At 38.9% G+C, this 12,619-nt stretch carries 11 protein-coding genes and 1 tRNA gene; 10 read left to right on the top strand and 2 right to left on the bottom strand.

Annotated features, from left to right (window positions below):
• Nucleotides 1–120 precede the first annotated feature (120 nt).
• From QZ310_RS07960 to QZ310_RS07915, 10 genes are all read left to right on the top strand, one after another.
• Nucleotides 121–612 carry a hypothetical protein gene (locus tag QZ310_RS07960; protein ID WP_297071976.1) on the top strand — a complete coding sequence of 164 codons (492 nt, stop codon included), beginning with the start codon at nt 121–123 and terminating at the stop codon, nt 610–612.
• Nucleotides 613–673: 61 nt separating this feature from the next.
• Nucleotides 674–2,479 (top strand): hypothetical protein, encoded by a 1,806-nt coding sequence (locus QZ310_RS07955; protein ID WP_297071975.1) that lies wholly within the window; start codon nt 674–676, stop codon nt 2,477–2,479.
• A 355-nt stretch (nt 2,480–2,834) separates the two neighbouring features.
• Nucleotides 2,835–3,857 carry a DUF3871 family protein gene (locus tag QZ310_RS07950; protein ID WP_297071974.1) on the top strand — a complete coding sequence of 341 codons (1,023 nt, stop codon included), beginning with the start codon at nt 2,835–2,837 and terminating at the stop codon, nt 3,855–3,857.
• A gap of 638 nt (nt 3,858–4,495) precedes the next feature.
• Entirely contained in the window at nt 4,496–4,993 is a 498-nt protein-coding gene (locus QZ310_RS07945; protein ID WP_297071973.1) for a hypothetical protein, read from the top strand.
• Nucleotides 4,990–5,487: a hypothetical protein gene (locus QZ310_RS07940; protein WP_297071972.1), complete on the top strand. Its 498-nt coding sequence runs from the start codon at nt 4,990–4,992 to the stop codon at nt 5,485–5,487. Before QZ310_RS07945 ends, QZ310_RS07940 begins: the two co-directional genes overlap by 4 nt.
• 388 nt (nt 5,488–5,875) lie before the next feature.
• Nucleotides 5,876–5,980 (top strand) — tRNA-Phe (locus tag QZ310_RS07935).
• 384 nt (nt 5,981–6,364) lie between these two features.
• Complete coding sequence (locus QZ310_RS07930; RefSeq protein WP_297071971.1) at nt 6,365–7,009, top strand: hypothetical protein; 645 nt, start codon at nt 6,365–6,367, stop codon at nt 7,007–7,009.
• An 82-nt stretch (nt 7,010–7,091) separates the two neighbouring features.
• Nucleotides 7,092–8,273: a hypothetical protein gene (locus QZ310_RS07925; RefSeq protein WP_297071970.1), complete on the top strand. Its 1,182-nt coding sequence runs from the start codon at nt 7,092–7,094 to the stop codon at nt 8,271–8,273.
• Between the two features lie 22 nt (nt 8,274–8,295).
• Nucleotides 8,296–9,048 (top strand): WG repeat-containing protein, encoded by a 753-nt coding sequence (locus tag QZ310_RS07920; protein WP_297071969.1) that lies wholly within the window; start codon nt 8,296–8,298, stop codon nt 9,046–9,048.
• Between the two features lie 164 nt (nt 9,049–9,212).
• On the top strand, nt 9,213–10,178 hold the full coding sequence (locus QZ310_RS07915) for a hypothetical protein (RefSeq protein ID WP_297071968.1): 966 nt from the start codon (nt 9,213–9,215) through the stop codon (nt 10,176–10,178).
• A gap of 548 nt (nt 10,179–10,726) precedes the next feature.
• Here QZ310_RS07915 and QZ310_RS07910 read toward each other — a convergent pair.
• Entirely contained in the window at nt 10,727–12,172 is a 1,446-nt protein-coding gene (locus QZ310_RS07910; protein ID WP_297071967.1) for a relaxase/mobilization nuclease domain-containing protein, read from the bottom strand.
• 13 nt (nt 12,173–12,185) lie between these two features.
• Nucleotides 12,186–12,569, bottom strand: coding sequence for a hypothetical protein (locus QZ310_RS07905; RefSeq protein ID WP_297071966.1), 384 nt, complete (start codon nt 12,567–12,569; stop codon nt 12,186–12,188).
• Nucleotides 12,570–12,619: the final 50 nt, after the last annotated feature.

Here is a 12,619-nt window from a genome sequence, read left to right as displayed (position 1 = left end):
ACTCTCTAAAGCCCCTCTTAATCCGCAGTAATTTTGCATCGTAATCCAAAACAAATGGCAAGTGCGCATAGCTAATGAGTGGGTAGATTACAAATGTCATACCTCCTAAAAGAATATAATATGGAGAAATATAATATGGCTTTTGTACAGCCAACATCAGAAACGGTGTATCCCAACACCGAGGCTCACAACGAGCTAAAAGCCATGATGAATCGTGGGGAGAGAATAATCCTATCATTTGGAATTGACCGCTTCGGATATGAAGTTGTCTATCCGCAGAGCAAAACAACAGAGTGGTTTGGGTATCAACTCAATCCACAAAACTTTCAGTGGCTCATGGGCTATCTGAAAGAGGGTAAAACCGAGGACTTTTCCCTTGACCCTATGCAGTTGGAAAAATCAGATTATTCAGATGCCAACACGTTCAAAACGGAAATGCTCAAAATGTTCGTTGAGAACAAACTGGGCAACATTCAGTTTACCCCACAGCTCCGTGACCGTAGCGGTAAACTTTCCGCAGTAGCGTCTTTCAGACATGGAATAATCAGCTTCCGTGTTGAGCGTACCGAAGAACTCTGTGAGTATCTTCTTGATAAGGGTCTTATTAGATAACCAATGCTAACCGAGAGTGGGGATAATCTCTCCTATCTCCACTCTCATAAACTATCAAAACATGAAAATCATAAATATCCCTATTCGCCGAGGGCAACATCTATCCGATGTTTATTCAATAGAATCAAATACGATTCTATGCAAGACCCTCACAGGACTTGGAGCCACATACTCCGAGATAAAGGCTAAAAGAGATTCTATCATCATAGAGCCAAATCAGCCTGCAATAATAGGGAAGTGCAAATCAACAGTACACAAGAAAGACAATCTTTTCGGTGTCATGCAAAAAGTGACGGTTGATGATGTCGTTGAATATCTTGAACGTTCCATAGCCGAGAGGAAGAATATCAAGATTCTCTCAACGCCCGAAAGTTTCCACAAGGTTAAGCAAGCCTTTGAAGTACTTGAAGAAAATCCCTATGTGCGTTGCTTCATGCTTTTAGATGAATGTCAGAAGTATGTGCAAGACAACGACTACCGAGAGGATATAACCATGCCGATTGAGGACTTCTTTAAGTTTGACAACAAGGCAATGGTATCAGCCACCCCTATTATCCCCTCTGACCCTCGCTTTGAGCAACAAGGCTTTTCACTTGTTAAAATCATACCAGATTATGAATATCGCAAGAATATTTCCATAATTCACACGAATAACGTGCTTGAAGCCTTAAAGGTTACTATTCCTCATATTCTGAAAGCACAGACCGAGCCGAGAAGAATATGTTTCTTCATAAACAGCACGGATATGATATACCAGCTTATTCAAAAGTTGGGTATTGAGAAAGATTCAGCAGTATTCTGTGCTACAAAGAGCGTGGACAAACTCAAACGCAAAGGATTCAAGTGTGCTTACGAAAATTGGGATAAGGCTCACATGAAGCAGTACAACTTCTTCACGAGCCGATTCTACACAGCTCTTGATATAGAGCTTGCAGAAAAGCCTGATGTAGTGTTCGTTACGGAACCGTATTTTTCGGAATACACTGCGATTGACCCTACAACAGATGTCGTACAATCCATTGGCAGATTCCGCAATGGCACTTCTACGAACACCCACGTAGTTTGCACTCGTAACAGTTTTCCAATCCGCACAAAAGAGGGAATACGAGAGTTTCTGCAAGCAAGTGAGCACACCTATAAGGTACTTCAAAACCTCTACGATTGTGCAACATCAATCGAACAGAGATATGCTTATAAATCGGCATTGGAAGTTTTGCCCTTTAAGCGAATGATGCGCAACGGTCAGATTGACTTTTTCTCAAGAGACAATTATACCGATGAAGAACTTGTGAAGTCAGCTTATAATAATATCGACATACTTCTTGAACGATATAAGGCAACGGAAACGCTAAACCCTATCCGAGCTACAGCCCTTATCTACCAATTCGGCGACAGCGACAGATTGAGATTAGGAAGTAAATCAGGCGATGTGCGAGAAACAAGAGAGCAAATTGTTTCAATTCTTGAAACTCTTAAAAATGATACAGATTCAGAATTGGTGCAGTCGCATATAGCAGAACTTCGACAGATAGACCCATTTATCGTTGAAGCATACGAAACAGTTGGCAAAGAGGTTATTGAAGCTAACCGATATGTTACCAAGAGAATAAAGGAGGCTATGATTCTTAAATCCCGTCATAAAAAAGAATCGGGAGCAGAGTTCTTTCAACTACTTAAAAATTCGTTTGAGAGCGGAAAGACCTATCAGAATAGGTTTATAAAACAAGAACTTCTGCGTTTCTATGATATTTTGGACATCAACCACAAAGAAGCTGTCACAGCACAGACTATCAGAAAGTTTTTCAATGTGAGAGAGTGCACGCTCAAAGGACAAAGAGCCATGCAACTATTAGAGCCATTAATTTAAGGTAGGTACATTTTCTCTCAAAAACTCTCTTTATAGGGAGAATTTGAAAAATGTCCTTTTCAAAAATCTAATACCAACTCTGCAACTAAGGTTGCGGAGTTTTTTTTTGTCTCAAATAATTTTCATGTCTTATTTCTGAATAAATAGCGAATGACAATTTTAAGGTCGAAAATTTAAATATTCTCGAAATCTGTATTTCCGCAGAAATCAGATACGCTGGTAATCTCAATAAATCCTGATCTAAATTTTATAGAGAGTGCTATAAGTGTGAGTCCACTAAACTCAAAGTCCCCCCTCCATACTTGAAAATAAAGATAAAATTCATATTCAATAACCTCTAAAAATTCGCTACAAAATGGAAAATCTAATGATTTTACCTGCGGTTGAGCCTAAAAGAATCAGTTGGCTCAACAGCTACGCAACAGACGCGGAGGTAATAACAGACATTCCGCAAAACGAGAAAAAGACACTTCCGTTTATCGAAGCAAACACGAAAGCGGTTGAACTGTCACACCTCAAACATGAGTGTATAGTGCCAGTGTTCAGCAAAGACAATGAGCTGACAATCTCACACCCTGCATTTATCGAAACGGTAGCGGAAGCGGTCAGCACGTTCTACAACGGAGAAACAATCGAAAAGCCTGAAATCCGTGTGTCGCACATAATCAAGGGAAGAATCCCCGAAGCGATACACAAGCCTGCAAATCAGCTCTTGGAATCAGACAAAACGATTTACTATGAGCGTATGATGTTTTGCATCGAAATCCCCACTATCTATGAAACGGTAGAGGGAAACAAGCTCACACTGACTGTTGGCGGTGTACGTGCCTACAACCACATGAACCTCTACTCTAAAAAGTCGGTGGAGCGTTTCAAAATCTTTGTGGGCTTCAAAAACCTCGTGTGTTGCAACCTCTGTGTTTCCTCTGACGGATTCGTGGAACAGTTAGAAGTTTCAAACACTTCTGACCTCTATCTGCGAGTGTTGGAGATGCTCAACCGCTATAACCCTGCCAAACATCTACATCTAATGCACACACTTGGCAACACAACAATGTCTGAACATCAGTTTTGTCAGATACTTGGAAAAATGCGACTGTATCAGGCTCTGCCACAGAAGATGCAACGCAACATTCCACCGTTGCTGATAACTGACACGCAAATCAATTCAGTGGCAAAAGCCTATATCAGCGACCCTGATTTTGGCTCTTATGGCTCTGACATTGATATGTGGAAGTTCTACAATCTCCTGACCGGAGCAAACAAGAGTAGCTACATAGATAGCTTTCTCGGCCGTTCTTTCAATGCTACGGAAGTGGCACAAGGCATCAACGCCGCCCTGCATGGCGACGACCGTTATTCGTGGTTTATCAACTAAATGTGAAACATGGGGGGGCACTCTTAATTGCGGTGTCCCCTTATTATTTATGCAATGAATCAGAATCATAAAGATGTCGCATCAGAAAGGGGTGTGCTTGCGGTCTGTATTGTTGTGGGACTTATACTGTTCTGCATCAATCCGCTTATAATCGTTGTTATTTGGCTTATATGGTTGCTAATCACAAGCATAATTAGCTGAAAGTCCTTAACTCAGGGCATCTGAACACTTTGTTTCAGGTGTCCTGATTCTTTTTCCATGCTTAAAAACATAGGCATGGATAGCCCCACCAATAACATTTTTTTCTTATCTTTGCACCTGATTCACAGAGCCGAAGAGTTGGCTTGTTTGAATCAACATAAATAACGAAAGGTGTTATTGAAATTTTATCTTCAATCATCAAATCTCGCAAATTTGAAATTCCACGAAGATAAGGTTGGCAATAGCACCTGCACTGATTGCTTATACCCTGCCGTCAACGGTAGATTATATAGCAAAATCGGTGTGGGGCTATTGTTTTATCCGTGGAATAGGCAATGCGAGAGCCTGATGATTGGATAGAACAAGATACAATCCTCACACCTTTTTTCATGTCTAAATGTAAACGTCGTAGAGAGGATTATGCGACAGCAATGATTATGAAAATAAAATATCTAATGGTTTTGTTTGCAATCCTATTAATAGGGATATGCTCGGTGTCGTGTTCTGATGAAAACGAGCCAACAATGGAAGTGGCATACGATTCATTCTGTAATGAATCGGTCAAAATCATGATGTCCGAAGATTGTGTTGTTTTTTCCTTGAATTATAATGTTGCAGGCATGGTTATTTCCAATAATCGCAATGATTTAGAGGACATGGATGTGATAGGATATGCAATACTTAAAAACTATTACAAAAACGAAGGGTTTAGAACACCTGAATTAATGGGCAATGTGGTACTTGAGACCGCAACATGGTGGGATTGGTATTTTGACCCAAACCATTATACTAATGATGCACCATACACTCATGCGGAACGAAATACAACGTATTATTACCGGCTATTCTCTTTTGGTTATGGTAGAGAATGTGGCAACTATGTGAATCTATGGTTGCACTATGGGGACATAGCGGAATTTACAACACCTCAATGAAAACTCAGATACAAACACATTACAAAATCTCGGCATTGATATGGTGGAATCTGATATTCATCATATCAATGTCTTTGGTTGGTTGCGAGGAGATTAGAGATAGATTTGGACATAAATCACAACATAGGATTGAATTATATGATGATGCGATTTATATAACAATACCGTGGTACGAACCTGTAAGTTATAGTGCTGTTGTTTATCCTCGGAACTTTAAGATTGATGAAGTAATTAAAGAGACGTTTGTATCATTAAAAAATGTCCAAAAAGATAGAAATATAGGAATCTTCATTATTCTATATCAGAATGTATCAGACAAATACGGGAAAAACTATATTGAATCTTCATTGTATAAGATAATGGATATTGACACAAAAGAGGCAAAAAAATATCGGAACTATAGATTCTTTGAATCATCGTATGAATTAGAGGATAAAATTAGAATATTGCACAACTGTAAACCTCTAAAAATCATCACACAACAGATAAATTAATACTTTACAATATAATCCTACATAATACTATTTAACATATATAACTTTGAAATCTATTGCTTCTTTCGACATAAATACATTTTTCAAGTTTTTTCAGTTTTAAAGGGTGGATTCAGAAAATGTACCGTTATATTGAGATTGCTACCCTACAATAGAATCCACAAAATATCCTGCCGTCAAAATCCGTATAAGCTAAAACGCCTAAAATAAGACTCTTTATAGACGCACTTCCTCTGATTTTTCTTGCGTGGGTCAATAAAATTAGCTAACTTTACATTGAGATAATTAACGTATTGACAACCCCAATCTCGGAATACCCATAAGTTAAACCGTGAGTTAAACCGCAAAGATTAAATAGGGAAAGAGAAAGGCTCTCTGAAAGGATAAAGTGCCATAGCTCAGTTGGTTGCCACCGAAAGCGTCAGCTTTTGGTGGTCTTGAGAGCAAAGGACTGAAAATCCTTGTGTCCCCGGTTCGATTCCTGGTGGCACCACAGAAGACTGCTAAGTTTCAATAACTTAGCGGTCTTTCTTTCATCCACACCCCTCCGAGCCACTACAAAAGTCACCATACCCACCGTAAATTACTGAAATATTGATAGTTATGCGTGTTGCGGTGCGCGCATATCTATTTTGGCAGATATATAAAGTGTTGATTATCAGTATAAATTAGCATATATTTCATAGTCATTCACCATCATTCAATCCCACGCCACAGGCACACAACCCCAAACTTTAACGGAGTTTAACTATAACCAGCCGCAGAAAATGTGGTGACCTCAACCGAAAATCAGCCGGGTCACCACGCTAAATCGTTAAAATCTTCAAAAAAATTCGTAACTTTGTGTTTAAGATAGACAATTAAATTAGATATTGATATGGCAGACTTTCTGAATTCTAACTTCCTCCAGACGCTCATATTAGTGATTACTGTGGTTGTTACTCTCTTAATATATCTTGATAAGGAAAATAAGAGCATAAAATCAGCAACGACAATCCTTATTCTCCAAATTAAAAATATTGAGAAGAATATTGAGTATATAAAAGCCGAAGGCGTTTCTGGTGAAGCGATCAATGAGCAACCTCTCCATTACTCTATTCCTATTTTTGAAGAAAACGCATGGGATAAGTATAAACATAAGTATGCCTCAAGACTAAGTTCCTCTGACTTTGCTAAAATAGAGCAATTTTACGAAGTTGCTCAAGCCATTAGAATACAGCAACAGCAAATAAAACAAAAAATACAGGAAAACATATTTGCCAAAACGGCACATTATTATCAACAACAGTTTAATCGATTAAATGCTTGCGTACTAGATGGTCGAGAAGATAGAGAGAATTTGTGTTTCATTGATATGGATTACACGTTAAAACTATATAACAATCCTAAGTTTAGTGTTGGAACGTTCTTACATAAAGAGTATGGCAGTGGATTAATTAAAGGACTTAATCGGTATCAACGTCTTACGGGCACAACAGTATTTGAAAGGCTATGTAAAATCGGAAAGATTAAAAATCGATAAATTGATTTGTTGTTGTGATCGACTCATTATGTAACGCATCAGCTTTCATGATTTTATTGTTACTCTTTAAACTATAGGTTCTATGGATATCCTTTTAATAGCACTCATTATTTTATTTGCCTCGTTTATTTCGATGTGTTGTCTTAGAATTTATAAAACTAAATCCGCAACTCGAAATCTTATAGCCTCATTAGGTGGCATCGAAAAAATCTTTGCTCCTCTTGTGAGCGAGATTAAAAATGTCTTTGCATGTGACAATACTTCCTATTTTTGGGATAGAGTTATAGTGTGTGATGCACCAGCAGGAGTTTCCGAACTGAAATCTGATATATCGTTTAGACTCAGAAGGACATTGTTGTCCTATGTAATAACATACTCATCTTCTGGCAATTCATTGCCTCAGTATACTAAAACTTGGACATTCCCCGCTCAAACAAGCTTTGAGCTGATTTGGAATACCATTTGTAAAAGCATCGGCATTAGTACCGAGAATCATCCAACGCAATTAAATAATAAAGATAATAATTATAAAGCTAAGAAGAATTCAAGTTCTGAATTACCTGATATAACAAACCGAACTGTGAAATTTAATTTTCTTTACTCTTTTAAGATTTTACCCCATAGTATTGAAGAATATATGGATAATACGAAAGAATATATTGATGTAATGAGTATGTCAAGTATTCCCGATGAATTGGAGGAAGAGTTTTATAAAATAGATGTAGCCACATCCACCTTGCAATCAAATCCAGAGATAGAGATAAACGCTCTTAAAATGCCATCAAACGGTGGGATTGGAGAGGTTCACACTCTTCTTTTCATTCGTAATAGAAGGACTCGGTTCTCGAAATTATATTCTTTAGAGTTTAGTTTAGATGGGGATTTCTGTATTTGTGGAATATCTTCTAAAGGACATGAGAATTACGGCGTTTACAATAAATCAAAATTTATAGATTTTTGTGTGTCCAATTTCACCCGGGTTCAGGGAGTATCTTCAGTTCATATTACATCCGTTACATCTCTATTAGATTTTGCTAAACGTTATGGGAGAATGAAAGTGACGAAGGAGCTTATAAATCCTCATACGGGAGAACCATTTAAGTCTTGTGCGTTCATTGATGCTGATGGAAAAGTGACATTGGTTGGGTTTAGTACAACAATTGGCGAATTAACTCCAACTCAAATTTCAGAACAAAAGAACAATTTGCAAGTTGTGGAATTATCTAATGGTGTATTAAAACTGACTCGTAAACAGAGTGATTAGTAATTTTTTTTGATTTATCTGTATGGAATACTTCACTGTAAATAATTCAACTGGTGTTAGAGAGCTTGTAGAACGATTAAATGGTCAATCCTTCTATACAAATTCTTATGATTTTCTCTTATCTGATGAATTAATCATTTACGGATTTCTCAAGGATGAATCTTCAGAATATGGAGAAGGGAACCTTTTTGTTTTTGGTAAAACAGTTAGACCAGACGATGTTATTTTGGCTACATCAGATTCCATATTTTCCAAGATTAAGCGATATGGAATGAGCAGCAAATATAAAGGACTGCTAAATGCCAAAGGAGAGGTTACACTTCCAAACATATACGATGATATTTGTCTCTTTGCTTATGACCGAATACTCATTGAGAAAAACGGAAAATTCGGGATTGTAGATACATCTGGTAAAATTCTAGCAGAGCCCAAATACGACCAAATATTTGATGCCGGGGAATATACTATCGGATTTATCATAGACAATAAAGTTGGATTTATGAATACTAATGGTAGCGTTGTAATTAATCCAAAATTTGACAAGGCAACCTCCTACAATAATTTTAATGAAGGTCTTATTGTTGTATCAGAAACAATTGACGGTTTACCATATCAATATTGCATTGATCATTATGGACTTATTAAAGGAGACATGGAATATATTGGACAGGAAGATGAATATATCCCTCCATATGACACTTATAATGACGATGAATATTCTGATCCACTTGATGCTTATGATGGAGATCCTGATGCCCGTTGGAACACTGATTAAATACAACACTCACATCCTTATAAGTTGAATTTATCCCATTTTATAGGTGATATCCTTAAAATATTAAGATTATGATTAAATATTATCGAAAGATAGTTTTTACAAACTCAAAATTGAAAACAGGCTTCAGATTTGAAGATAAGTTCCAGATTCTACCTTTCAATATGGATGGGAAACCACAAAGTCCGTATGCGCGTCATTTCCCTCTTTTTCTCGAATATACTATAGAATATACCAATCGCGAACCTGAAGATATATTTGAGTTAGGGGCCATACGTATGAATAAAGAGAAGGAAATACTTAATCTACTCTCATGTCTTACAAATCATAGGTTTTTCAACTATGAGACGTCTATGATGGGATGGGGTATCATATTTCCAGATAAAAATTTAGAAACTATGACTATAGAAGAAAGGCAGAATTTTAATAATCAGGAAAGCCATTTTTTTATGGGAGGCTACTTATATAATGGGTTAAAAGAAGATATGCATATAGTGCAGTTTTCTGAATTTAAGGAGGAAGTTGAATATAAAGAGGCTCAAATGCATGAGTATTATACTGATAACCCTATAGACGATTACAATCACGAAATTACTTTCCCAAACACAATCAGCTCTGCTCTCTACTTTTATTATAAACTCTCTGATAAAACAAGAGAAAAAGTAAATTCATGTATATACTTAGTATGTGATGGGATAGACATATCAGCCCATAAAAGAACTTTATCCTTTCTTTCGTATGTGTCGGCAATCGAAGGGTTGGTTAGTTTAGAAGAAAATGATAACGAGATTATATTTGAATGTCAAAGCTGTAAGAGTATAAAGAGTTCCCCATACACCTGTCCTCAATGTGGTAGACCTATTTGGGGTATCAAACAGAAGTTTGTTAATTTTCTATCTAAATTTGTTGCGGGAAGTGAGAACTCAAAAAAGATTTACAAAGATGTATATAATCTTAGGAGTAAAATGACACATACGGGAAAACTTTTTTCAAGCGATTATGAACTATCGTTTAGTGAAACTCGCAAGGAAAAGGATTATAATGATTGGCTTATGCGACTAAAAACTTTGCAACTATTTAGGATTTCACTTGACTGTTGGCTAAGATATCCAAATAAGAAAAAACAATAAAAGGGAATAGTTTTTACCGAGAACTTTTATCTCTTGCGGTAGAATATGTATCAAAATAACGTTCCTTTACTACACTTCTTCGCTTTCTATTCGACACGGTAACGGCGAAGGGCTTAGTCAATACTGAGACCGGGATGGTAGCTTAGCTATAGTTGGAGATCATCGAAGATTCAATCGCCTCCTACTCCTTGTGATTGGTATATTGAGGACGCTTGACATACTACTGATTGTTGTTGGAACGACTCGGGCACATAACGGTTAGCCGGAAATGGCGTTAACTCATAACGAGGTCGGCAAGTAGTGAAAACATACCATATCCAATAATGATCCCTTATAATCTCACAGGGCGGACAGATGCAGCCACATATAATTTGTCCGTTCCTTATCCCAAACCCGCGAAAACTGTTAATTAGCTGGATGGAGCGCACGCTGCACGATTCCTTGATTTATTACACAACGGGAGATTAACGCCATCCACTGATATAGTATTATGTATCAAATAAGCCGACAGTCTTGGGAGTAACATCCGGGACTGTCGGCTCGATAATTTAGGGCAACTTAGGTCCTTGTCGAACTTTCTGCTTGGCTTTTTGCTCTTCCTTGAACTTACGTTTGGCATCGTAGAAGTCCATGTCGGGGTGGTTTTCAAGGAATCGCTTGAAGTCACCCGATACGGGTTCTCCATGGGCTATGCAGACATCATCATTGGGAGCATTGCTAAGAAAAACATGTGACATTCGGAAGTCTGATGATTCAGATTGAGGTGAAGATGTGGATGTCGGTTTGCCGGATGATACCACTTGTTGCAGGAATGCCGGAGGAATGTCTCGGCTCTTGGGTGGGTCGAAACTACATTGTGGCTTTCCGGTCTTGAAGTCGTGCCATATCCAGTAGTGTGCCTTATACCTATCAGCCGGTTTGCGTGCAAATGTGTAAACCGTCTCGCCTCTGCGATATGCCGCCTCATCACTCTTAGGTACATCCCACAAGAATTCAAAAGGCAAGGGTGGTATGACAATCGGCTTGTGCGATTGAATGGGGTTCTGCGATTGGGCAGACACTCTCGGCTGCGAAGTTGCTTTTTTCTCGGGCTTTGGTTCTTCGACCGCATGTCGTTCTGCTCGCTTAATAACGGATTCAGACTCCTTGAGCCGCCGTTCCATTCTCTCCCTAAAAACTCTTTCAAGATTCTCCCGAGTGAGAAATGGGTCAAGTTTCATAGACCAAAACGACTGCTTGCCCACGCAGTAATAAAGATTCATCCTGCCACTTTTACCGACTTTCTCTTTTGTATTAATGCCGTTCCGCAAAAGGACAATGAGAAAAGAATTCCAATCTTTTACATCAGGCGAGACAAACAGCCGGGCAAGATCATGGGTCAGTTTGTATCTTACCTTCTCCTTTCCGCGCAGTTTGCTGACATCGGTATCAAGTTTGCTTCTGCCTTGCATGAGCCGGTGTTTGAGGTTGAGGGCTTTGCAGACACGCTCGTTCTTCTTGAAATTGGTGGTCTGTGTGAGAATCTTGCCGTCGTAATCAACGCGGCTGAACACAAGGTGGCAATGCGGATGAGCCTTGTCGAAGTGCCGGACGATGATATAGGGAGTGTTTTCCAATCCCATTCGCTTCATATAATCGCAAGCAATGTCGGCCATTCTTTCGTTGGTCATTTTGTGTGCGTCCTTCGGGTGGAAGTCGAGTGAGATATGACCCACCGGGTCTTTGATAGGCTTCCTTGTCCTCGTAGGCCGTGCTATGTCATCAGCGATTGCCTTGCGGCCTTCATAGAGCCGAATATCGGAAGATGCACCTATCAGTTCCCAGTCTTTGGAAAGGTGGTCAACTATGCCTTCGCCGTTATTGGACTCATACTTTTTCTCATAGGCTCTCTGCTTATGTTCAGCTTCTTTGCCAAGCTTCTCTTCAAGTGCCCGGCGCGTCACATAATCGACGCAGTTACTGAAACTCTTGCCGTTAATGATGTATGCAATCATAAAAATTAAGGACTTAATCGTTATTGAATATTCCAAATAGGCATCGGAATTTACCGAGGTAAAATTCAGCCTCGGCTGCCATCACTTCGAGTCCGTGGATATGGCAGAGCCTCACAAACTGGTTGAAGTTGTTGCTGAAACCGGATAGAGCACGGGCTATCCGCAGTTCTTCCTCTGTCAGACGTGGAACAATCTTCGGATTGAGTGACACGGCCCGGATATATTCGCTTACGCAGGAGAGTCCACTGTGATGAAAGTTTTCCATCAGCACGGCATCCTGCTCCTTGTTGAATTTGGTGTGTCTGATTATTGACTGCTTCTCATTTTCGGGAAGAGCCGGGCAACCGTTGCGGTTTCCGTTCTTCAGATTTGACTTGGCGGTGGTCTTCGGTTTCATAGGGCGTATGGGATTAAAAGGTGGATAATTGGAGGGGGTAAATCATGGTT

The sequence above is a fragment of the uncultured Duncaniella sp. genome (genome assembly GCF_910577345.1).
Lineage (GTDB): Bacteria > Bacteroidota > Bacteroidia > Bacteroidales > Muribaculaceae > Duncaniella.
Note: the sequence above shows the minus strand (reverse complement) of the source record. Positions and strands in the feature narration are given on the sequence as shown.

Bases quoted from the DNA above. Each gene is read 5' to 3' on its own strand.
- QZ310_RS07920 (WP_297071969.1), top strand. From the start codon at position 8,296: ATGGAATACTTCACTGTAAATAATTCAACTGGTGTTAGAGAGCTTGTA.
- QZ310_RS07940 (WP_297071972.1), top strand. From the start codon at position 4,990: ATGAAAACTCAGATACAAACACATTACAAAATCTCGGCATTGATATGG.
- QZ310_RS07915 (WP_297071968.1), top strand. From the start codon at position 9,213: ATGGATGGGAAACCACAAAGTCCGTATGCGCGTCATTTCCCTCTTTTT.
- QZ310_RS07945 (WP_297071973.1), top strand. From the start codon at position 4,496: ATGAAAATAAAATATCTAATGGTTTTGTTTGCAATCCTATTAATAGGG.
- QZ310_RS07905 (WP_297071966.1), bottom strand. From the start codon at position 12,569: ATGAAACCGAAGACCACCGCCAAGTCAAATCTGAAGAACGGAAACCGC.
- QZ310_RS07955 (WP_297071975.1), top strand. From the start codon at position 674: ATGAAAATCATAAATATCCCTATTCGCCGAGGGCAACATCTATCCGAT.
- QZ310_RS07950 (WP_297071974.1), top strand. From the start codon at position 2,835: ATGGAAAATCTAATGATTTTACCTGCGGTTGAGCCTAAAAGAATCAGT.
- QZ310_RS07925 (WP_297071970.1), top strand. From the start codon at position 7,092: ATGGATATCCTTTTAATAGCACTCATTATTTTATTTGCCTCGTTTATT.
- QZ310_RS07930 (WP_297071971.1), top strand. From the start codon at position 6,365: ATGGCAGACTTTCTGAATTCTAACTTCCTCCAGACGCTCATATTAGTG.
- QZ310_RS07960 (WP_297071976.1), top strand. From the start codon at position 121: ATGGAGAAATATAATATGGCTTTTGTACAGCCAACATCAGAAACGGTG.
- QZ310_RS07910 (WP_297071967.1), bottom strand. From the start codon at position 12,172: ATGATTGCATACATCATTAACGGCAAGAGTTTCAGTAACTGCGTCGAT.